15 protein-coding genes are annotated in these 22,090 nt (G+C 55.8%); 8 read left to right on the top strand and 7 right to left on the bottom strand.

Going from position 1 to position 22,090, the window contains the following annotated elements:
• Positions 1–183 precede the first annotated feature (183 nt).
• Positions 184–1,083 (top strand): LysR family transcriptional regulator, encoded by a 900-nt coding sequence (locus ACEW72_RS01970; protein WP_373474701.1) that lies wholly within the window; start codon positions 184–186, stop codon positions 1,081–1,083.
• Here the strand turns inward: ACEW72_RS01970 and ACEW72_RS01975 are convergent.
• The 4 genes from ACEW72_RS01975 to ACEW72_RS01990 all read right to left on the bottom strand — a co-directional run bounded on the left by ACEW72_RS01975 (position 1,080) and on the right by ACEW72_RS01990 (position 6,264).
• Complete coding sequence (locus tag ACEW72_RS01975; RefSeq protein WP_373474702.1) at positions 1,080–2,315, bottom strand: alpha/beta fold hydrolase; 1,236 nt, start codon at positions 2,313–2,315, stop codon at positions 1,080–1,082. The two genes, ACEW72_RS01970 and ACEW72_RS01975, sit on opposite strands and share 4 nt — an antisense overlap.
• A 90-nt stretch (positions 2,316–2,405) precedes the next feature.
• Entirely contained in the window at positions 2,406–2,843 is a 438-nt protein-coding gene (locus ACEW72_RS01980) for a hotdog fold thioesterase (RefSeq protein WP_373474703.1), read from the bottom strand.
• 44 nt (positions 2,844–2,887) lie between these two features.
• Positions 2,888–3,919 carry a phytase gene (locus tag ACEW72_RS01985; protein ID WP_373474704.1) on the bottom strand — a complete coding sequence of 344 codons (1,032 nt, stop codon included), beginning with the start codon at positions 3,917–3,919 and terminating at the stop codon, positions 2,888–2,890.
• Positions 3,919–6,264 (bottom strand): TonB-dependent receptor plug domain-containing protein, encoded by a 2,346-nt coding sequence (locus ACEW72_RS01990; protein ID WP_373474705.1) that lies wholly within the window; start codon positions 6,262–6,264, stop codon positions 3,919–3,921. The genes ACEW72_RS01985 and ACEW72_RS01990 overlap by 1 nt, the downstream gene beginning before the upstream one ends.
• 224 nt (positions 6,265–6,488) lie before the next feature.
• Here ACEW72_RS01990 and ACEW72_RS01995 point away from each other — a divergent pair, with 224 nt between their 5' ends.
• Positions 6,489–8,639, top strand: coding sequence for an RNA degradosome polyphosphate kinase (locus ACEW72_RS01995; protein WP_373474706.1), 2,151 nt, complete (start codon positions 6,489–6,491; stop codon positions 8,637–8,639).
• The gene (locus tag ACEW72_RS02000; RefSeq protein WP_373474707.1) at positions 8,636–10,102 is read left to right on the top strand and encodes a Ppx/GppA family phosphatase; all 1,467 of its coding nucleotides are present in this window, start codon (positions 8,636–8,638) and stop codon (positions 10,100–10,102) included. Before ACEW72_RS01995 ends, ACEW72_RS02000 begins: the two co-directional genes overlap by 4 nt.
• 142 nt (positions 10,103–10,244) lie before the next feature.
• Here the strand turns inward: ACEW72_RS02000 and ACEW72_RS02005 are convergent, their stop codons facing one another.
• Together ACEW72_RS02005 and ubiA are read right to left on the bottom strand one after the other, a co-directional pair.
• Positions 10,245–11,264 (bottom strand): aldo/keto reductase, encoded by a 1,020-nt coding sequence (locus ACEW72_RS02005; RefSeq protein WP_373474708.1) that lies wholly within the window; start codon positions 11,262–11,264, stop codon positions 10,245–10,247.
• Between the two features lie 9 nt (positions 11,265–11,273).
• Positions 11,274–12,143, bottom strand: a complete 870-nt coding sequence (ubiA, locus tag ACEW72_RS02010) for a 4-hydroxybenzoate octaprenyltransferase (RefSeq protein ID WP_373474734.1) — start codon at positions 12,141–12,143, stop codon at positions 11,274–11,276.
• Positions 12,144–12,292: 149 nt separating this feature from the next.
• On the opposite strand from ubiA, the gene ACEW72_RS02015 reads away from it, so the two are divergent.
• Positions 12,293–13,030, top strand: coding sequence for a 16S rRNA (uracil(1498)-N(3))-methyltransferase (locus ACEW72_RS02015; RefSeq protein WP_373474735.1), 738 nt, complete (start codon positions 12,293–12,295; stop codon positions 13,028–13,030).
• 4 nt (positions 13,031–13,034) lie between these two features.
• Here ACEW72_RS02015 and ACEW72_RS02020 read toward each other — a convergent pair whose 3' ends face one another.
• Positions 13,035–14,900 carry a CshA/CshB family fibrillar adhesin-related protein gene (locus tag ACEW72_RS02020; RefSeq protein WP_373474709.1) on the bottom strand — a complete coding sequence of 622 codons (1,866 nt, stop codon included), beginning with the start codon at positions 14,898–14,900 and terminating at the stop codon, positions 13,035–13,037.
• A 193-nt stretch (positions 14,901–15,093) separates the two neighbouring features.
• Between ACEW72_RS02020 and ACEW72_RS02025 the strand changes: the two genes are divergently transcribed.
• The 4 genes from ACEW72_RS02025 to ACEW72_RS02040 all read left to right on the top strand — a co-directional run bounded on the left by ACEW72_RS02025 (position 15,094) and on the right by ACEW72_RS02040 (position 22,037).
• Positions 15,094–17,022 (top strand): proprotein convertase P-domain-containing protein, encoded by a 1,929-nt coding sequence (locus ACEW72_RS02025; protein WP_373474710.1) that lies wholly within the window; start codon positions 15,094–15,096, stop codon positions 17,020–17,022.
• Positions 17,023–17,101: 79 nt separating this feature from the next.
• Positions 17,102–18,043 carry a proprotein convertase P-domain-containing protein gene (locus ACEW72_RS02030; RefSeq protein ID WP_373474711.1) on the top strand — a complete coding sequence of 314 codons (942 nt, stop codon included), beginning with the start codon at positions 17,102–17,104 and terminating at the stop codon, positions 18,041–18,043.
• Between the two features lie 49 nt (positions 18,044–18,092).
• On the top strand, positions 18,093–19,466 hold the full coding sequence (locus ACEW72_RS02035; protein ID WP_373474712.1) for a glutamate--cysteine ligase: 1,374 nt from the start codon (positions 18,093–18,095) through the stop codon (positions 19,464–19,466).
• Positions 19,467–19,673: 207 nt separating this feature from the next.
• Complete coding sequence (locus tag ACEW72_RS02040) at positions 19,674–22,037, top strand: TonB-dependent receptor (protein ID WP_373474713.1); 2,364 nt, start codon at positions 19,674–19,676, stop codon at positions 22,035–22,037.
• Positions 22,038–22,090 lie beyond the last annotated feature (53 nt).

Raw genomic sequence — 22,090 nt, forward strand, 5'->3', positions numbered from 1 at the left:
GCCTGAACACCGCCATTGTTCGGGTCCATGATGTCCGCAAACCGCGTTCCGGCTGCGCTTACGCCGCCGTTTATCAAATGACTAATCTGCCGCATCTCGACTCTCCTGTTTATATTTGGCCGTGCTTTTGCTGCAAAGTATTATTGCAGGCAAGTGGTATGTTTGCTATCCTGCCCTGCAATTATGCAGGCAACAGACTGGAACGATTACCATGTGTTTATCGTCGTCGCACAGACGGGTCAAATTGCCCGTGCGGCGAAGAAACTGGGCGTGGATGCAACAACCATTGGCAGGCGCCTGCGTCGGTTAGAGGCGCAATTTGGCGCAACGCTGTTTGAACAGACCCGCGAAGGGCAGGCCTTGACCGAAGCGGGGGAGAGCCTGTTGGCATCCATCGAGATTATGGCCTCTGCGGCGGACAATGCTGTGCCGAAACAAAATGCCGAACATGGCCCCGGTGGAACCTTGCGGATCAGCGTATCGGAGGGTTTCGGATCGTGGTTTCTCACCCGCCATATCCCCGATTTTCTATCGCGCTTTCCCAACATGAAAATCGATCTCGTCGCCAGCAACGGTTTTCTAAGCCCGTCCAAACGGGAAGCCGATATCGCCGTTGTACTCTCCCGGCCAAAGGCGGGACAAGTGATCGCGCAGAAACTTTCATCCTACAAGCTCTGCCTCTATGCCAGCCAGAGTTACGCCCACGCCCACGGCTTGCCCGAAAAACCCGCGGATCTGGCAACTGGCCATCGCCTTATAAGCTACATTCCCGATTTGCTCTACGCCCCGGAACTGAACTATCTCGACGAAATCCTGCCCGGATTGCAACCGACCATCCGCTCGTCCAGTATCAATGCCCAGCACCGCCTGATCGCATCGGGAACCGGCATGGGCGTGTTGCCCTGCTTTATCGGTGACACCGATCCAACGCTTATCGCGTTGCGGTCCTTTGGATCGATCGATAGAAATTTCTGGCTGGTCACACACAGGGACAATAACGGGCTTGCGCGGATACGGGCGGGTAAGGACTGGCTGCTCGAAATTGTCCAGCGCGACCGCCATATAATCAACCCTGCTTTTTAAGTAAAATGCAGCCGACGGTATTTGCCCCGGAAATAGAGCAAAGGATCACGACGCGGTTCGAAACTTGCCTTCTCGACCTTTCCTACAAGCAGGAAATGGTCGCCTGCCTCGTGCAGCGCGTCGCGTTTGCATTCAAAAATTCCAAGCGAACTTGGCAATATCGGCGCGCCATATTCGCCCACCTCCCAGCGCGTTCCGGCGAAGCGATCTGCGTCCTTACCCGCAAACAGGTTGGATACCGGCTGCTGGCCAATCTGGAGCACATTGACGGCGAAACTTTCCGCCGAACGCAGTGTTTCTGCACTTCCTGAATTGTTCGCAATGCACACCAGCAACAAAGGAGGGTCGAGCGATACGCTGGTAAAGCTGTTGGCGGTCAGACCGATCGGTTTTCCATCCGCGTCATGCGCCGTGATGATTGTGATACCGGTGGCAAAGCACCCCATCGCATCGCGCAACGTGCGGGCGTCGGAGCCTGACCGATATTCCGGAATGAAGCGCGGCTGTTTGCGTTCGAGAAAATCGATCAGCAAGCCGTTAAACGCTTCGGTCCGTTCGGCATTGACCAGCAATCCACCGCCGTCGACATCAATCGCTTCGACATCGGGGAACGCATCGGCATAGCCGGACGGTTCTGCGTCGCCAGCGCCTGCGCCAAGCGCACCGCGCACGACGAGCACCGGAATGTTGATTTGCGGCGCAACGCCCAGCAAACGGGCGTCATTTCCGCCAACGCTGAATATATCCAGCAACCGGGCATCATAATCGGATTGTGCCAGCCCCGGCCCGATGGCCGCAGAAAATGCCTCCGCCGATGCGCGCACCGATTGCGCGTCATCTTCGGCTGGCGGATCGACCAAAATCAGCCCCGACGCCAATGTTGCGGCATCCTCGGCCAAAGCCGCCGTTGCAATCCAGCCGCTGTGCATCGCTGCCACAACCACCGGCCGTGTTCGCATCTGGCCCAGCACCGCCCGCAAATCTTCGACATAAGCGTCGAAATCATAACGGGCGTCGGCTGGCCAATCGCTGCCACCATGCCCGCGCAAATCGACGTTGATGACATGGCGTCCGGCTTGCTCCAGCCCGACCGCGACATCTTCCCATATCTTGCGGGTTTGCCCGAAACCATGAAGCAGGATGATGGATGGATCGTCGGCGGTGCCGATATCATCCGATTCGAGGCGAATGCCTGCAAATCCTTTGAATTCACGGACATATCTGATTGTCATCTGCCTGTTTTCCCAATATTGTCCAGCGGTGTCATGATTGCGATAGCAGTCTGCCGCCGCAACGGCAATTACCACATGGCGGCTTGTCGATCACGCCCGATCGGTCGAAATCACCGCCATAGTGATGCGCGAAATGCAGACCAGCTTACCCGCTTCATCCTCGATACGGATTGACCAGATCTGCGTTGTCCGCCCCATCGATTCCGGGCGCGCGACCGCATAAACATAGCCGTCCTTAACCGGACGGACATGGTTGGCGTTGATCTCCATACCGACCACAGCAAATTTGCTGCGGTCAACGGTCATCGCCGCGCCGATCGAGCCGATGGTTTCGGCCAAGACAACCGAAGCCCCGCCGTGCAAGCGGCCATAAGGCTGCTTCGTGCGTTCATCGACCGGCATACGCGCTTTGATCCAGTCATCACCAAAATCGATGAATTCGATGCCGAGATAGCCGGGCATACAATTATCACCATTGGCGGTGAGGGATTTCAGGTCGAGCGTATCATTGAACCAGATTTTTGTCATCCGATGCAATTAAACCGCAGGCACGCTATTGCAACCCAGTGTTTTCACAAGCCCAATGCAGCAACCACATCCGCCCAGTTGACCAGCTTGAAATTCTGGGTCTGCGGCAGATTGTCACCATCTTGCGCTACAAAGAGCCCGCCTGGAAAATCAGGCCCAAAATCCCCCAGCATCAACTCAATGCCATCGGTTTCCTGCACCCCGTCAACGATGCCATCAGTAATGCGAAAACGTCCGACATAGCTGGCTTGCGGCAGTTTATAGACCGCATAAGCATTGTCACCCTGGCTCGACACGATGACATAGCCGCCGTCCGCCCCGGCAGGCGCAAGCGCAACGCCTTCGGCATCCATGACGATTTCCTTGCCGTCGGCTTTGGCCAAAGCGGTGGCCGTTACCGGGCCATCGGGCGATGCGTCAAATTTCCACAGGCCGACATCCTCTTCGGCGACATACAGAACGCCTGTGCGGTCGTCGGCCACGCAACCTTCGGACTGGGTGCCCAATTTCATGCTACGAACGACTTTACCCGCAGGCACCGGGCCGGTCAGGTCCATCGCCACTTGATCGATGCGGCCATCTTTCATCACGACAAAGCCGAACAACGCCTTGTCCGATGCACGCCGCCACAGGCACATGCCATAAGCTTCGCCCGGCCCGACCGCTATGCTGCCCAGTGGCACCAGTCGTTTTGCTAATGTGTCCAGCCGGAATAGCGCCATTTTCGCATTGGCGATATCCTGCCGGTCACTTGCGGCCACCAGCACACCGCTGGCCCCGCCCAAATCACGAAGATCGGCATTGTTCAGCCGGGGTGACGGCGAAGAGTGAAGCTTTGTCCCTTTCAGATCATAGACATGGATCGCCGCCTGCTTGTCGGTTGCCACGACCAGGCTTTCCGACGGATTGGCCGCATTGCGCCAGATCGCGGGATCATCGGCGGCATCGTCCATCGACGCCACTGGCTGGGTTTCAACCTTGGCCGAAACGGTAGTCGTTGCCAGCGGACTCATAACCGGTTGCGGTGTGGCGCAACCGGCGATGAGCAAAGACAATGCCCAAATGGCGTGCCGCATCAGAACGCGTACCGCGCCATGATCTGGAAGACCGGGCCAGCTTCTTCGCTTTCCAGTTCATATTCATCGAAGCTGCGGGTTAGCTGGTCATCAATCGTGTTGAACTTGTTGAAAACCTCATCCTTTGATCCATTGAGCAGGTTGGACCCTACCGCACGAATGGTCAGCTTGTTACCAAAGCGTTTTTCGATGAAAATTTCGAGATCCGCACCATAAGTCGTGGTGATTTCTTCGCCCACAATCCGGTCAAACGCGCCGCCTTGTTTGCGATAGGTCGCGCCGAATGCGACTCCAGCCGATGGGATGTCCTGAATGAAGCCGGCATTGTAAACATATTTGGATTGGCCGTTGAAGCGACGGGTACCGCCAAAATCGGTTATCTCGCTGTCAAGGAACGATACGTTGCCGAATACGCCGGTGTCGGGAAGGCCCAGGAATCCGAGGTCGGTCGACAGGTCAAATTCAATCCCGTATACTTCACCATCGCCGGTATTTCGTGGCTGCAATACAAACACGGTCACTGGCTCAGGATTCAAAAGATCCGGACCCGGGTCATATTCGGAACCCGGCAAACCGGTATTTGCAACTTCGATCAGGTCTTTGATCTTGCGATAGAACAGGTTGACGCCGATCACGCCGGTCCGGCCAAGACGCTGTTCATAGCCAAGGTCGCCGCCCCATGATGTTTCGGGACGCAGCGCTGGGTTACCTAGCAAATCATTGTCACCCAATTCCGCCTCAAGCAGTGCAGGCGACAGGAAGTCAAGGCGCGGACGACGATTGGTACGTGCCGCAGATGCGGTGATACGGCCACCGCTGCCAACCTCGATCTTTACCGAAGCCGAAGGCAGCAAGAACGAATAATCATTTTCCTGAACCGCCGGAACCGTCAGGTCATTTACGGTAAAGTCAGTGGTTTCATAACGCACACCGGCGACCCAGCTTATGCTGCCCGATTTTCCTTCGACTTCCGCGAATAGGTCGCGGCGGTCTTCTTCAATCGTATTCAGGCTGCCGGGGGTGAATACCGGTGCGCCGAAAGGACGCACGAATTCTTCGGGGTTACGGCCAAATTGGTCGTAAGCGCGATCACCCGCTGTCAAGTTGAAGCGGTCACGGATGGACAGGATGCTGGTATCGCGATCCTTATTCTGTGCAAATCCGCCGATTGCCAATTCAATATCGGCACCCAATTTGAACACATGCTCCAACCCGGCCGACAATTCCTTGTCGACGATATCAACATCGGTCAAATCGCCGGTAAAGCGCGGCGTTGACCGGTCAAAGTCAATTTCGAATTCGGTTTCGTCCTGCTTGTCGGAAAAGCGTGAATAGCCGACTTTCAGCTTGGTGACGCCTGCGGACCATTCGTGTTCCAGCTTGCTGGCAATGCTGTAGCTTTCCTGCTTGATAGTGTTCAAGTTGGCGTTGTCGGTCAGCAGGTTTCCGGCCACTGGAGTGGTTCGCACTGGACCGGTTATCGCCGTCGGGTCGTCATATTCAAACGAGCGTTCATCCTCAATACGATCGGTGCGGACATAATAGCCGCTCAGTTCAAAATCGGTCGTTTCGCCGTCAATGTCATAGGTGGCATTGAACGCATAATCGGTGCCATCGCGGGTATCGGTCTGGTCTTCGCGATTGTCAAAATCATCGGTTTCAAAATTCGGATTGTTTTCAGGTGAATCGCCGAAACGCAGGCTCTTTTTCAGCTTTGGATTATACCGCCCCTGAATATTCCCGCCGATAAGAATCCGGCCTGGTCCAAGCGCACCGCCGTAAACCAGACCAAGGCTCGGCTTCACTTCGCCATCGTCAAAGCGCAGGACGCCCATGCGGACATAGCCGCCTTCAAGCTGATACCCGTCACGCAGAACAATGTTCAAGGTGCCGGCAACTGCATCGCCAGTGCGGCGTGCCGAAGACGAGCGGATGATTTCCACTTGCTTGATTAGCTCGGCTGGAATGCGGTCGAGGAAAAAGCCGCGGTCTGCATTCGAACCGGGAACTTTTTCGCCATTGATGAGTATCTGGGTATAGCCCGGCTCAAGTCCGCGCAACCGTGCGCCGTCGCTTTCGATAACGTCGGACAGAAAAGTCACCGATGGCACGCGTTTCAGCGCGTCGCCAGCCGTCAAAGGTTCAAAGCGTTGAAAGTAGTCGGCATCATAAACCAGCACGGGTTCTGCGGCTTCGCTGCGGTTGCGATAGGTGATCTGACCCTGCACAACAATTTCGTTGGCCGTCGAAATTTCGCCTTCACGCGATTGATCTTCGTCGGTGGGGGCGGCCTGCGCCAAGACACCAGTCGGCAAAATCGCCATCAAAGCAGCACCGCTGAGCATGGACGTTCTTAAGAAATTTGTCGAAATTTTTGAGCGCATTTGCATTGGATAACCCCCAGTATGAGCTTGCTGAATGTGGGCGCCTTAGGCAGGGTGTATGACATGCCTACGTGGTATCCATTACAATTTGATGCCAAAAATATTACAATTTGGGTGCATAAATGCCGTAAAAAGGTAATGTTTCCGTGGCACCGCGCAACAATGTCAATGGAAGGACGAAATTTGTGAACCCCGCCCCAGGTTTAAGTACAATCGAGCAACGGAAAAACCTGGCCGCCAGCCGCTATTTCAACCGTGAGCTTTCCTGGCTAAAGTTCAATGAACGGGTCCTTGAAGAAGCCGCAAATCCGGCACACCCGCTTTTGGAACGCCTTCGCTTCCTATCTATCTCAGGCACCAATCTCGACGAGTTTTTCATGGTGCGCGTTGCCGGTTTGCGGGGGCAGCAGCAACGGCGGATCGAAGAACTGTCCATCGATGGCCGCACCCCGTCGGAACAGCTCTTTGCGACCGTGACCGCTGCCGACGCCTTGATGGCAGAGCAGCAGAAGCTTTGGAAAAAGCTGCTTAAGGAACTCGCCGCCGAAGGCATCAAGGTTATCGAACCTGCCGCCATCGGCAAATTGCATCAGGCGGAAGTAGAACGCTATTTCCGCGAACAGATCCTGCCCGTGCTCACACCGCAGGCGCTCGATCCCGCCCATCCTTTTCCGTTCATACCCAACCAGGGCATCAGCCTGATTTTCGACATGCGTCGCAAGGATGATGGCGAGATCGTGCGGCAGCTGGTGATGATACCGCAATCGTTGCAGCGTTTCGTCCGCCTGCCCGGCGCGGGCACCCGTTTTATTACGATCGAAGACCTCATCCGCCATTTTGTCGGGCAAATGTTCCCCGATTATCTGTTGATCGCCTCGGGCGCTTTCCGCGTGATCCGTGACAGCGATATCGAAGTGGAGGAAGAGGCAGAAGATCTGGTCCGCTATTTCCGCAGCGCGATCAAAAGGCGGCGGCGCGGAAAAATTATCCGGCTGAAACTGGAAAAAGGCTTGCCGCTGGAATTATCCACGTTGATCCGCACCGAATTGGGTGCGGGATCGTCGCTGGTCGCCGAAACCGTCGGGTTCCTCGGCATCGGGGATCTGGCACAACTCGTGGATGAAGACCGCCCATCCTTAAAATTCCCGCCCTATTCGCCGCGCTTTCCAGAACGCATATTGGAACATGACGGCGACTGTTTTGCCGCAATCCGGCAAAAAGATATCGTCATCCATCACCCTTATGAAAGCTTTGACGTCGTGCTGGCCTTTTTGCAGCAGGCAGCGCTCGACCCGGATGTTGTCGCGATCAAGCAGACATTGTACCGTGCGGGCAAGCAATCGGCCGTCATCCGCGCGCTGTGCGAAGCGGCCGAGGCGGGCAAATCGGTGACGGCGATCGTCGAGCTAAAGGCGCGGTTTGACGAGGAGCAGAATCTGCACTGGGCTTCGCAGTTGGAAAATAGCGGGGTGCAGGTCGTATACGGGTTTGTCGATATGAAAACCCATGCGAAAATCTCGCTCGTCGTCCGCCGCGAAGCCGATGGTTTTCGCACCTATTGCCATCTTGGCACCGGCAATTATCACCCCATCACCGCCAAGATTTACACCGACATCAGCTTCTTCACCGCTGACCCCCGTGTCGGTCATGATGCCGGGCAAATTTTCAATTACATCACCGGCTATATTCCGCCCAGCAACCTGCAGTTGCTGACAATGAGTCCTCTTGGCCTGCGCGAAAAGGTGATGTGGTTGATCGATCAGGAAATTGCCAATGTGGCGGAGGGCAAACCCGGTGCTGTCTGGGCAAAGCTGAATTCGCTGGTCGATAAGGAAGTCATCGACAAGCTTTACGAAGCGAGCGAAGCGGGTGTCGAAATTGACCTGGTCGTGCGCGGCATTTGCTGCCTTCGCCCCGGCGTCAAGGGCATGTCGTCGCGCATCCGCGTGAAATCCGTGGTCGGGCGCTTTTTGGAACACAGCCGCATTTGGGCCATGGGCAATGGCGCCGATCTGCCCAATCCCAATGCGAAGGTCTTTATCTCGTCCGCCGACTGGATGTCGCGCAACTTTGACCGGCGCGTTGAATATATGCTGCCGATTGAAAACCCGACGGTCCATGACCAGATCCTGGATCAGGTTATGGTTGCAAACCTGCTCGACAATCAGCAAAGCTGGATGCTGCGGTCGGATGGCCGGTACGAAAGGGTCAAGGCAGGCGATATGCCGTTCAATCTGCACCATTATTTCATGACCAACGCTTCGCTGTCGGGTCGCGGCGGCGCTTTGGCCGATGACAAAAAGGTGCCGACGTTGAACCTAGTCCGGCGGAGATGAAATCGGTCCGTCAGGCCGTTATCGACATCGGCTCCAATACAGTTCGCCTTGTCGTCTATGCCGGCCTGCCGCGCGCGCCGATGCCGATTTACAATGAAAAAAGCCGCGTCGCTCTGGGCGCATGCCTTGCTGGCGACGGCATCATTCCCGCGGCGACGATGAAAAAGGCGCTGGCGGCTTTGGCGCGGTTTGAAACACTGGCACGGTCCATGAAAGTCGACACGTTGCGCGTTGTTGCGACCGCCGCAACGCGCGAAGCAAAGAACGGGGCGAAACTGGTCGAAAGCGCGGCGGCGCTCGGCATCCGGATCGACGTGCTCGACGGCGAAACCGAAGCAACGGCAGCTGGCCTTGGTGTTATCAGCGATAACCCGCGCGCCAACGGCTATGTCGGCGATCTTGGCGGGGGCAGCCTTGAACTCATCCGTCTGGCCGATGGAAAATTGGGTGACCGCGTCTCGTTACCGCTAGGTACGCTGCGCCATGCGGTGCTGAAAGGAAAAACCACCAAACAGATAACCCAAATGCTACGCGACGATATTGCAGCATTAAAGGGCGACGACGGCTTCCCTATCGAAAGTGGCCTACCTTTTTATATGATCGGCGGATCGTGGCGTTCATTTGCGCGATTGCACATGCATGATGTCGGATATCCGCTGACGATCCTGTCCAATTACCAAATGCCGCCCGACGCCGCGACCAGATTGATGCCGCTGGTCAATGATGCAGCCGCACTTACCCAGACCAAAGTGCTCGCCACGGGACGGATCGCTGCATTACCGGGTGCGACCGCCCTCTTGGCCGGTGTCGTTCGCTTGCTTGAACCGAATGAACTGGTGACCAGTATCTATGGTTTACGTGAAGGGTTGCTGTTCGACCAGCTTTCCGATGCACAACGCCGCGAAGACCCATTGATAGCAGCCACCCGTTTTGAAGGCGAACGGCTCACCCGCTTTCCATTTCACGGTGATGCGCTAGCCGACTGGATTGCGCCGGTCTTTGCAGGTCAAAGCGATGGCGACGCCCGACTGTGCCGCGCAGCCTGTTTATTGTCCGACAGTGTGTGGAACGTAAACCCCGAATATCGCGCCGATCATGCACTGGACCTTGCGCTGGACGGAAACTGGCCGGGGGTAGTGGCAAGCGACCGGGCAGTGATCGCAGCGGCGCTGTGGACGGTCCATGCCGGCAAACGGACATTGCCCGAAATGCTCTCAAATCTGGCCAAGCCGGGCGCATTGGCGCAGGCTGTTGTCTGGGGCCTGGCGATCCGCCTTGCCCAGCGGCTTGACGGCGGCACAGGCGGTGCCCTTGCCAACAGCCGGATCGAAGGGGGTGACAATATATTGTGCTTGCGACTGAGCGGTCAGGCCGTGCGATTGCGATCAAATTCGGTTCAAAGGCGATTGCAGGCACTGGCCGAAGCGTTGGGCTATAGCCGGTCGGAAATTGTCACAGGCTGAAATCATCCTGACTGGCTGTGACCTTTTTTCGTCAAAAGGAATAAGAAAAAGAAGGAATGAGGCGCTCAGCTACCCGGAATGAGATGCCCTTCTTCTTCCTTTTTTCCTTCTTCCTTTTGACGAAAATATTCCGACAGACCAGTCACCCCATCGGGTACAAAATCTCTTTGGTGACCTTGTGCACTGCCGACATGACTTCTTTGCTGAGCTTCAAGTCAATTGCCGCAAAAATCTCGTCCAGTTGATCCTCGCGGCTGACGCCTACGATGGTCGAGGCGACAAAGTCATTCTGTTTTGACCAGGCGGTTGCGAGTGTAATTGGCGACATGCCCGCCTCTTTTGCGATGGCGACGATGCGCGCCGTTGATTCCAGCGCCCTTGGCCCGGCGAAGCGCTGCGCCATTTCGAACTGGCGCTCCCCTTGCATTTCCAGATAGCGGGAAAAACGTGCGCCTTCGGGACGCTGGTTATCGAGATATTTCCCCGACAGCACACCGCCACCCAGAGGCGAATAGGGCAGCAAGGACACCCCTTCCTGCCGACACACCTGCTTCAGTTCATCCTCGAACCGGCGGTTGTTGATCGAATAATTATTCTGGATCGTGTGGTAACGCGCCGTGCCCAACCGTTCGGACGTCGCCAGCGACTTCATCAGTCCGTAACTGGTCTCGTTCGAGCAACCCAGCACCCGCACTTTACCAGCACGAACCAGTTCATCCAGCGTTTCCATGGTTTCGTCATAGGCGGTGTCATGGTCGGGCCAATGGGTTTGGTAGAGGTCGATATAGTCGGTTTGCAACCGGCGAAGGCTGTCCTCCACGGCGACGATGATATTATGCCGGTCGAGCGCTGTCATCCCGCCGCGCTTGGGGGATTTGAACCATACATGGCTGGGGCCCGACACCTTTGTCGCCATGATGATGGCATCGCGGTTCTTGCCCTTCATCCAACGCCCGACAATTTCCTCGGTACGGCCGACCCATTTGATGTCCGGCGGCACGGGATAGCCTTCGGCTGTGTCGAAAAAGTTGATCCCGGCATCGAGGCATTTGTCCAATATGCGATGCGCCTCCGCCTCTTCGGTTTGCGAACCGAACGTCATTGTTCCCATGCAAATGTCGGAAACAACAACGGCGCTTTTTCCCAGACGGCGATTTTCCATTTTACTCTCCTAAACAGTCCCTGCGGCGCCGACGACAAGAAATGCCAAAGCCGCCAATAATCCTGCCACCCGGTTTGACCGGAAATGACCAAGCGCATTACTGCCGTCTTTCTTGAGTGACGTAACTTGCAGTATCAAGTGAATAGCAACGGGCACCAACGCGACAAGCGCCTGTTTTTCAGGCCGTATGCTCCAGATTGCCATGCCCCAGCCGCCGATCGCCAACGCATAAAAAAGGGCAACGCCCGCTTTTATCTGACCACCTAATCGCAATGCGCTCGATTTGATGCCGACCAATGCGTCATCTTCACGGTCCTGCATGGCGTAGACCGTGTCATAGCCTATCACCCAGCAGATCGTGCCAGCGTACAGCCACCACATCGCCGCATCGATATGGCCGGTGATTGCCACCCATCCGACCAGTGCGCCCCAGCTAAACACCAGACCAAGCCAGACCTGCGGCCACCAGGTAATCCGTTTCATAAAAGGATAAGCCGCAACCAAGGCGAGGCTAAAGAGTGCCATCACCTGCGCTTCCCACCGCAGTTGCGCCAACACGGCAAGCCCGACGAGGCACAAGGCGATCAGCCATGCCCATGCGGCGTTTACCCTGACGGCGCCGCTTGGCAATGGGCGCGAAGCCGTGCGCGCCACTTGCCGGTCCAGGTCGCAGTCAACTATATCGTTGTACACACAGCCCGCGCCGCGCATGGCGATGGCACCCAACAGCATCCACAGCGCCAAATCCCACTGGGCAACCAGTCCCCCGGACAGCGCCAATCCAAAAACGCACGGCCAGAACAACAGCCACCAGCCTATCGGCCGGTCAAAACGCGCCAGCACAGCAAAGCCACGCAGCTTTTCAGGCAGCAGGGCCATCAATCCGCGATATTCGCTGTCGGGAACAAGTTTGGACGTCACCTTCGCGCTTTGCACAAGAAAAACGCATTCGTCATCTGGAACTTGACCTCGTCAGGATGGAAAAATGCTGGATGACGCAGACATTATTTGGCGGTACGGCGATCATCATGCCCGCAACCCCGAATTGGCCACCCAAATCTACACCCCGCCTGTATATCGAGCACGCGTTGGCGCTATCACAAGATGTCGAGATAGCGGGTGGGTCCGCCCATTATCTACTTGGCGTCATGCGGTTAAAAGAGGGCGCGCCGGTTACTTTGTTCGACAATATGACTGGCGAATATCTGGCGCTGGTATCGCATACCGGAAAACGCGACTTGATTGTTACAATCCAGGCCAAGCTGCGTGAACGTGAGAGCGTGCCTGACCTTTGGCTCTGCCAGGCGCTGGTCAAAAAAGACCGCTTCGACTGGATAGCGGAGAAATCCTGCGAATTGGGCGTGGCGCGTTTTGTGCCAGTGCTGACCGCCCGCTGTGTTGTCGACAAGGTTAAGGAAGACCGGCTGCAGACGCACATGATCGAAGCCGCCGAGCAATGTGAGCGCACCGCGCTACCGGAAATCGCGCCGCTTGCGAAGCTCGACGCTATATTGAAAGACTGGCCTGAAGGGCGGACCCTCTATTTCTGCGATGAACGTGGCGGAGCGTCTTTTGGCGATGCGATCAAGACGGGACCCGCCGCGATCCTCATCGGCCCCGAAGGTGGCTTTACCGATCAGGAAAATGCGGCAATTCGCGCACATCCGGCTGCGATTGCGGTGTCCCTCGGTCCAAGAATTTTACGCGCCGATACCGCAGCGATTGCTGCGCTTTCGGTCTGGATAGCCGCGCAAGGCGACTGGTGAAGGCTTAGTTGAGACGGCCGACAAAGGAGATGGAAAAGCTCGACGGTCCGCTGGCATTGGCACCCTGCATCGTTCCGGTCGGCGCAAAACGGAAAGCCCGGATGGCCCCGTTAAATCCGCTACCCAGCGGCGCGCTAAAAGGGGCGCCGCCGGTCGTCGAATAGGTCACCATCGTCGACTGGTTAAAGGCATTGAGATTGCTGCCGCGCGGACCTTCGGTAAAATTGAACGGCGTGGAAGCATCCAGCGTGAAATTCGCAGGGAATGCATCAACGATCACAATCGTATTCGCATCGACAGACAGGTTGCCGGTATTCTGCACAGTGATCGTATACCTTATGATCGCTCCTGGAAGAGATTTCGGATTGCCCCCGCTAATACCATCCGAAAGCACCGTAGACGTTTTGGAAACCACCAATGTTGCGTTTCCTGCCAGCCTTGTATTGGTGATCGTACAACTGATGACGTCACCCAGTACGGGGGTAATGTTACCCGGCACCGTGGTTGGAAAACTTGTCGTCACGCCATTGGTGCCGTTCGTGCAAGCCAATGCCGAGCTATATTGCGACAGGCTCCCCGGTCCAGACATAATCTCATCAAGGGTATAGGCTGTTCCGGGCACAACCTGCACCAAAGCCGTGCTTCCACCGGTGTCGGTGGTTCCGGTCCCCGTCGTGGTTGCAGATGAGACCAATGTAGCGCCCTGATTTATGCGAACGGTAAACTGGTCGGTGCTGAACCGCCGGCCTCCCGCTCCCAATGCCTTGCTCACGCGGATATGCGGATAAGCAGCATTGTTGAAAATGCAGATGACCGCATCGCCGAACTGTAAAGCGCCAAAATTGTAGCTCGTCGCGAGCAGGTTATTGGGCAGCGGCGTAGTCGAACTGGTTGTCGTATTCGTGCATGTAAGTCGGCTGGCATATTGGGCCAGAGTGCTGGCGCTGCCCGGTGCCATCGTTTCCGACAGGGTCAATGGAATACCCGAAGCCAGCGAAAGAGGCGCCGCGGAAAAAGGTCCGTTGCCGGTACCGCTGGTCGTGCCAGAGGCAAGTGTGGTTCCTGACGATGTCGCACTTACCCTGAATGTAAACTGGTCAGCTGCGTTAACACGCGCGCCGGTAATGGTTTTGCGCAATCGCATGGAAGCAAAGCGAACCGCAAACATTGCGCCTTGCAAGCCACCGGCTACCATATTGGCTGTGACCGTCGTTGGACTGTTTGAGCCAACAATATAGCCCCCAACCGTTCCCGGGGCGCCCGTTTCAGTAAATGTAGAAGTGCCAGTTCCCGTAATGGGGGGATATGTGTTTCCGCTGATCGGGTTGACTTGATCCAAAATCTGCCATCCCGAGCCGTTGGTCACGAATTGCAAATTCTCGCCATCATTCGTGGATTCCGCATCAGCCGCCACAAATGAATATGCGGTCACGGCAGGGGCACCAGGCGGCGGAGTGATGGTTATTCCCGAAAAAGTGATCGATTTGTTACCAGCCGATGCGGTGTAAAGCACAGGCCGTCCGGGAATTCCCAAAAATGCGGTATTGCCTACTGCAGCCCCCGTCCAGGATGGCGCTGCGATGGAGCTGAACGCCGTTGCCCCTGTCGGGGTAACCCTCAAGTTAAACGATAATACGGACCCATCACTGAGGTTAAACGTAAAATTCTGGCCTGCGCCAGATCGTGCCGTTGCATCATTATAGGCCGTAAAATCCAGCCAGCAGTAAGTTTCCCATCCCTGCGGTGCGGTCCCCTGCGAAGTTGCCGGCGCGCACGATTGGGCGTGGGCCGGGGTCGATCCCAAACCGATAAACGCGGCGAACATCATCGCCAATAAAAGCCGAAGCCGGTTGATTGAAAATCTATGCAATTGCGGTCCTGGTCGTAACGCGTGCAACCATGTTTAATGTGTTGAGGTTAACGATCGGTAATAGTGTTAACCGCCAAGCAAAATTTATAGAATTTTACAAATTGGAAGCGCGCAATTCCGCGGCCATTTATCATTAATTAAATTCTTTCAATTACCCCTTTGCGATGACTTTTGGACCAAAACGAAATTGAAAATGGGGTCGCTTTTATTCGCAAAAGCAGCTTTGCTGCGGATTATTGCTACTTTTGTGGTGGTGGTCTTTGCGGCATGTTCATTGCCGACACTGGCATTTGCCCAGACGGTCAACCAGTACAGCAACACCGCCACGGGCAATATCGTCGATTCCACCAATTGTTCGACCACAGTCACGCGGACATTCAATGTGGGTACCAGTTTTACAGTGTCCGATGTCGACTTTGGCGTTTTGCTCAGCCACACGTATCGGTCCGATCTTCGCATAACATTGACTTCACCCGCCGGAACGACGGTCCAGATTATGACCAATGTCGGTGCGGCGGCGGACAACCTCAATGTCCTGTATGACGATGAAGCAGCGGCTGCGATCAGCAGCCATACGAGTAACGATACCACAGGCGCAGCCCCGCCATATCAACGGACATTCCGCCCGACGTCGGTTTTGAACGCATTTGACGGGCAAAATGCGATTGGCAACTGGACGATGGTGATATGCGATTCCGTCGGAGCCGATGTCGGCACATTTACTCGCGCTGACCTTTATCTCACGCAAGCACCGGCCAACTATGCCGATCTATCGCTTGCAAAAACAGTCAGCAACGCAACACCTGCCAGTGGCAATGCTATTTCCTACACATTATCCGTAACCAACTCGGCCAGTTCGCCATCTGCGGCTTCGGGCGTAACCGTGCTTGACGTTTTACCTATGGGCGTCACTTTTGTCAGCGCGACTGGATTTGGCAGTTACGACAGTGCAACGGGCATTTGGACGGTTGGCAGCATTCCGGTCGGCACCACCAGAACGCTGACTATCAACGTCACGATAACCGCCGGCCTTGGAACCACCATCCAGAACGAAGCGGAGATCAGCGCGTCTTCGATCACCGATCTTGATTCCACACCGGGCAATAGCTCCATTAATGAAGATGACGACGCAGCCGTCAGTTTTACCACGACCGGAACCCGAACCGCCGGAACACCGCCCACACTTTTCTGTCCTGCTGGCACTACATTGCTGGACTGGAACGCGCAAAGCTGGACCAGCGGCAGCCCGACCGGAACCGCCAATGTGGCCAATATCGGCGCGATCGGATTTAACGTCACAACCCAAGGTGTGTTTTCCGTTCCGTTGCAGCTGAATGCGACAATTACAGGCGGGACAACCGGACAGAATTCGCTGTACCAAAATGTGCAATATTCAACCCGGACCCAAGCCACCACGACTGTCGTAACGTTGCCTACGGCGGTTCCGGGAGTGCAATTTACGATTTTTGACGTCGACTATGCGGCAAATGATTTTGCCGACAAAATGACCATTACCGGCAGTTTCAACGGATCGACGGTCACACCTACATTGACCAACGGCATCACCAATTATGTCTTTGGCAACGTCGCCATTGGTGACGTCACCGCCAGCGACACGACCAATCAGGGCACGGTAATTGCAACATTCGCCTCGCCCGTCGATACAATCACGATAATCTACGGTAACCACACAACCGCGCCGGCCGACCCCGATGGTCAGGCCATTGCAATCAATGATTTCACATTCTGTAACCCGCAAACGACCATAAGCGTTACGAAATTGAGCAATGTCGTCAGCGACGGCGTGAGCGCAAGCAACCCCAAAGCATTGCCCGGCGCAATTGTGCGCTATTGCATCCTCGTGTCAAACTCGGGCAGCGGCACCAGCAGCAATATCGTGGCAACCGACAGCATTCCTGCAGGAACAACCTTCATTCCTGGCAGTATGCTAACCGGACCAAGCTGTGCCGGTGCAACAAATGCCGAAGATGATGATAATGCGGGCGCAGATGAAAATGACCCGTTCGGCATGGACTTTGCCGGATCTACCGTAACCGGCCGGGCAGCCACGCTCGGGCCTTCGGCAAGTTTCGCTATGGTCTTTAACGCCACAGTCAATTGACCGGGGCGCATTCGACCCCAAAGAACATCGCATAAAAAAATCATGGCATTGCCCATCGCTTCCCTGCTAAACTATAACTATGGATATATATTTAGTCACACGATGGGGCATGCATCTTGGCGCAATGCGCCTGCTTTTTGCCGTGATATTGTCGTGCGGAGTCGCCGCAACCCCCGGCCATGCACAAACCGCAATAACCTATACAAATACGGTCGATGCCCCCATCGTTAATTCCGGCCCCTCGTGCGCCACACAATTAACGCGGACCTTTGTCGTCCCCGAAACCTATACCATCGACGACATCAACGTCGGGGTTTTACTGTCGCATACACGGCGCAACCATGTTGTGATAACGCTACGGTCCCCTGAAGGTACGACGATTACCCTGTTTCGCAACACAGGCGGGTCGCGCGACCATTTGAACGTGCTTTTTGACAGCGGATCGGCAACATCGGTCAGCACGCATATCATCTTGAACGACCCCGCGACCGCGAGCACCATCGTTCCGCCCTATCAGCGCATCTTTGCCCCCGTTCAAAGCCTCAACGCGTTTAACGGGGAAAATGCGATGGGCACATGGACCCTCTCAATTTGTGACAATGTGAATGGGAGCACCGGGACTTTTTTCCAGGCAAATCTGATAATTTCACCCCTGCCCGCAATGCTGAACGTGACAAAGGCAAGTTCGGCAATCTCTGATGGAATTAGCGCGTCCAATCCAAAATCCGTGCCGGGTGCACGCGTGCGGTATTGCATTACCATTTCCAACCAAGGACCGGGCCTTGCCACCACCATCATTGGCACCGATTCTATCCCGCCTAATACCACTTACGTACGCAATTCGCTGACTTCGGGACCCACATGCGCCAATACGACTACCTCCGAAGACGACGATGCGTCAGGCGCGGATGAAACCGATCCCCACGGGGCGGCATTTTTGGATTCATCCATAACCGTTTCAACCGCAACAATGCCGAACGCCAACAGCTTCGCCGTCGCATTCCAGGTGACAGTCAACTGAGCGCATGAAAGTGCTGGCATTAGGGCCCCGACATTTATAAACCCCGGCCATGAGCACAAAAACAGTTTCGAATCGCAACGAACCTAGCATCGAGTCACGCGACCAGCTCGTGGCGGCAATTGCCAAGGGCGAGAAACCCAAGGACCGTTGGCGCATCGGCACCGAGCATGAGAAATTCGTATATTGCCGCAAGAATTTCAGCGCCCCTTCCTATGACGAGCCCGGTGGAATCCGCGACCTGTTAATGGCGTTAACCGAATATGGCTGGACCCCGGTGATGGAGGGCGACAATGTCATTGCCTTAAGCGGTCCTGACGGAGCCGTCAGCCTGGAACCCGCCGGACAGCTTGAATTATCAGGCGCGCCGCTGGAAAATCTGCACCAGACGTGCGCTGAAACCGGAAGGCATCTGAAACAGGTCAAGGCCATTGGCGAGAAAACCGGCAAAGGCTTTTTGGGTATGGGCCTTTGGCCCGACAAAACGCGGGCAGAATTGCCGATCATGCCTAAGGGCCGCTATGAAATCATGCTGCGCCATATGCCGCGTGTCGGCAGCATGGGCCTTGATATGATGCTGCGAACCTGCACCATTCAGGTCAATCTCGACTTTTCGAGCGAAGCCGACATGGCGCATAAATTCCGGACTTCTCTCGCGCTGCAACCTCTCGCAACCGCATTATTTGCAAATTCGCCATTTCTCGAAGGCAAGCCGAACGGCTTCCTCTCGTATCGCAGCCATATCTGGTCCGACACCGACCCGCAGCGTACCGGCATGCTGCCCTTCGTTTTCGACGACAGTTTCGGCTATGAACGCTATGTCGATTATATGCTGAATGTGCCGATGTATTTCGTTTATCGTGACGGCAAATATATTGATGCGTCGGGACTGGATTTCAAAGATTTTCTGAACGGTAAATTGTCGGTTCTGCCCGGCGAAAAACCGACCGTCAGCGATTGGGAAGACCATATGTCGACCGCCTTTCCCGAGGTTCGGTTGAAAAGCTTTCTTGAAATGCGCGGTGCCGATGGCGGCCCGTGGAACCGCATCTGCGCGCTTCCCGCTTTTTGGGTCGGCCTGTTATACGATCAAGGCGCGCTCAACGCCGCGTGGGACGAAGTCAAGCATTGGACGATGGACGAACGCGAAACTTTACGGTCTGCTGTTCCCGCACAAGGTTTGAATGCCGCGATCCCCGGTGGTGGCAAGCTGCTGGATCTAGCGGGGCGCATCCTCGACATTTCATCCGCCGGCCTTACCGCCCGCAACTGCCTGAACAGCAGCGGCGACAATGAAACCGGCTATCTCGATCCCTTGCGCGAGATTGTGGCATCGGGCAAAACCATGTCGGAAACATTGCTCGACCGCTATCACGGCGAATGGGGCGGCGATATCCGCCGGATTTATGACGAAATGAGCTTTTAGGAATATACGCGAGCGCTCCGCCGAGATTCTTTGGCGCGAGTAAATTCCCCTAAATATATTGCGGTGCAAAACTGCCACAGGCGACGCAAAAACGTCACAATTTTGCAAAGCAGAGTTGACCCGTTTGCCGGGAAGAATGATGGCAGCGATAACGGGACAAAAAGTGCCCCGATTCTCTATCGACCCACTGACATTCAGGGAGTTTCCATGCGTACTTTCCGTTCGACACTTGCTTCAGGCCTCGCGATTGCGATTGCCTCGACCAGTTTTCTCATCGCGCCTGCTTATGGTCAGGATGAAGCCGCCGAAGAAGGCCCCGGCCTCAGCGAGATCGTCGTCACCGCGCAGCGCCGCGAAGAAAATCTGCAGGATGTTCCCTTGTCGGTCACTGCGGTCAGCGGCGACAAGCTTGATGCCATTTCGGCAGGCGGCGTGGACATCCGCGGTATCTCCGGCCGGGTGCCCAGCCTTCTGGTGGAATCCTCGTTCGGACGCACATTCCCGCGTTTCTACATCCGCGGCCTTGGCAACACCGATTTTGACTTTAACGCATCGCAGCCAGTCAGCCTCGTGTATGACGATGTCGTCCTCGAAAACCCGATCCTCAAGGGCTTCCCGATTTTCGATCTGGAGCGCGTCGAAGTATTGCGCGGTCCGCAGGGCACCCTGTTTGGTCGCAACACGCCGGCCGGTATCGTCAAGTTCGATAGCGTAAAGCCAAGCGAAGTCGCAGGCGGCTATGGCAAGATATCTTATGGCCGGTTCAACGCGATCAACGCGCAGGGCGCTGTTGGCGGCCCGCTAGGTGAAAAAGTCAGCGTGCGCCTCTCGGCCATGTATCAGCGTCAGGACGATTATGTCGACAATGTCACCCCCGCCGGCACCACCAAGGACGCATTCGAAGGCTATGAAGAATATGCCGCGCGCCTGCAGTTCCTGATCAAGCCAAGCGATGATCTCGACATCCTGCTGACCGGCCAGTTCCGTTCACTCGACGGCACCGCACGCCTGTTCCGCGCCAATGTGTTCACCAAAGGCCAGCGTGGGCTGAACAGCAATTTTAACCGCTACAGCGTTTCAACCGATGGCCAGAACGAACAGACCGTCGACACCCAAAATGCCGCCGCGCGCATTACTTATGATGCAGGGCCAGTCTCGTTCATTTCGGTGACCAGCCTATGGAAGGGCGAAAGCAATTCGGTTGGCGACGTTGATGGAGGCCTTGGTGCATTTTTTACAGCACCTGCTACCGGCCCCGGCTTCATCCCTTTCTCAGCCGAAACCCGCGACCGGGTTCCAAACCTGAAGCAGTTCACGCAAGAATTCCGCATTGCCAGCAACGGCGATGGTCCGCTTAGCTATCAGGCAGGCGTCTTCTATTTCGATGAAACGCTGACAATCCGTTCGGACAATTATGCCACCTTGGGTGATTTTGTCGGCGGTGTTGGCCTGCTCACGCCACCAGGCGGCGTCAACATCGTTGCCAGCCAGCGTCAGGAGAGCACCGCCTGGGGCGTGTTCGGATCGGCAACATTTGCCGTAACCGATGCACTGAAACTGACTGGCGGCATCCGGTACAATGACGACAAGCGCGATTTCACTGCATCACGTGATTTCGATTCGTTCCCGTTCGACATATTTGGTGCCACATTCCCAACTCCACCGCTGCTTGGCACCGTCACGCGCAAGACCAAGGATAACAACGTCACTTGGGATCTCAGCGCAAATTATGAGGCGACGGACGACATCAATTTCTATGCCCGCGTTGCTCGTGGCTATCGCGCGCCGTCGATCCAGGGACGCTTGCTGTTTCCGCCATCAACCGCGACGCCACTTGAAGATGGCGTCACCGTTGGCGATTCGGAAACGATTACGTCTTATGAAGCAGGTATCAAATCCGATCTGCTCGATGGCCGCGCACGGTTCAACCTAAACGGCTTTTATTATGAGCTGAAAGACGCGCAGCTGACTGCTGTTGGCGGCGGGGTAAATGCCAACCGCCTGATCAATGCAGACAAGGTACGCGGCTATGGCTTTGAAGCCGAGGTGGAGTTCAAACCGGTATCGGCGCTGCTGCTTACCGCTGGCATCAGCTACAATAACACCAGTATCCGCGATGCGGGCCTGACGACCGCTGCTTGCGGTGCACAGTTGGGCGGGTTAGATCCTTCGATCTGCACCATCCTTGACCCGATCGTAACTCCAGCTGGAGCAGGGCCTGCCATCGTCAACATCAACGGCAACAGCCTGCCGCAAAGCCCCGAGTGGATCGCCAACTGGACCGCGCGTTACAGCATCCCCGTCGGCAATGGCGAAATCTATGCCTATACCGATTGGGCCTATCGGTCGAAGATCAACTTCTTCCTTTATGAATCCGTCGAGTATCAGGACAAGAGCATGCTCGAAGGCGGCCTGCGCGTTGGGTATAAAACCGACAAATATGATTTCGCCGCATTCGGACGCAACATCACCAAGGATACATCTGCGGTGGGCGGCATCGACTTCAACAACTTGACCGGCTTCGTCAACGAACCACGCATCTGGGGCGTCGAGGCTGGTTTCAAGTTCTAGTTCGCGCAATTTGGCACAAGAACGGGGCGGGTTTGCGAAAGCAGGCTTGCCCC

The organism is Sphingorhabdus sp., from assembly GCF_041737645.1.
In the GTDB taxonomy this organism is placed as follows: Bacteria; Pseudomonadota; Alphaproteobacteria; order Sphingomonadales; family Sphingomonadaceae; genus Sphingorhabdus_B.

Coding starts and splice junctions, on each gene's coding strand:
- ACEW72_RS02035 (WP_373474712.1), top strand. CDS start 18,093: ATGAGCACAAAAACAGTTTCGAATCGCAACGAACCTAGCATCGAGTCA.
- ACEW72_RS01970 (WP_373474701.1), top strand. CDS start 184: ATGCAGGCAACAGACTGGAACGATTACCATGTGTTTATCGTCGTCGCA.
- ACEW72_RS02015 (WP_373474735.1), top strand. CDS start 12,293: ATGCCCGCAACCCCGAATTGGCCACCCAAATCTACACCCCGCCTGTAT.
- ACEW72_RS02005 (WP_373474708.1), bottom strand. CDS start 11,264: ATGGAAAATCGCCGTCTGGGAAAAAGCGCCGTTGTTGTTTCCGACATT.
- ACEW72_RS01985 (WP_373474704.1), bottom strand. CDS start 3,919: ATGCGGCACGCCATTTGGGCATTGTCTTTGCTCATCGCCGGTTGCGCC.
- ACEW72_RS02040 (WP_373474713.1), top strand. CDS start 19,674: ATGCGTACTTTCCGTTCGACACTTGCTTCAGGCCTCGCGATTGCGATT.
- ACEW72_RS02025 (WP_373474710.1), top strand. CDS start 15,094: ATGGGGTCGCTTTTATTCGCAAAAGCAGCTTTGCTGCGGATTATTGCT.
- ubiA (WP_373474734.1), bottom strand. CDS start 12,143: ATGGCCCTGCTGCCTGAAAAGCTGCGTGGCTTTGCTGTGCTGGCGCGT.
- ACEW72_RS01980 (WP_373474703.1), bottom strand. CDS start 2,843: ATGACAAAAATCTGGTTCAATGATACGCTCGACCTGAAATCCCTCACC.
- ACEW72_RS02030 (WP_373474711.1), top strand. CDS start 17,102: ATGGATATATATTTAGTCACACGATGGGGCATGCATCTTGGCGCAATG.
- ACEW72_RS02000 (WP_373474707.1), top strand. CDS start 8,636: ATGAAATCGGTCCGTCAGGCCGTTATCGACATCGGCTCCAATACAGTT.
- ACEW72_RS01990 (WP_373474705.1), bottom strand. CDS start 6,264: ATGCTCAGCGGTGCTGCTTTGATGGCGATTTTGCCGACTGGTGTCTTG.
- ACEW72_RS01975 (WP_373474702.1), bottom strand. CDS start 2,315: ATGACAATCAGATATGTCCGTGAATTCAAAGGATTTGCAGGCATTCGC.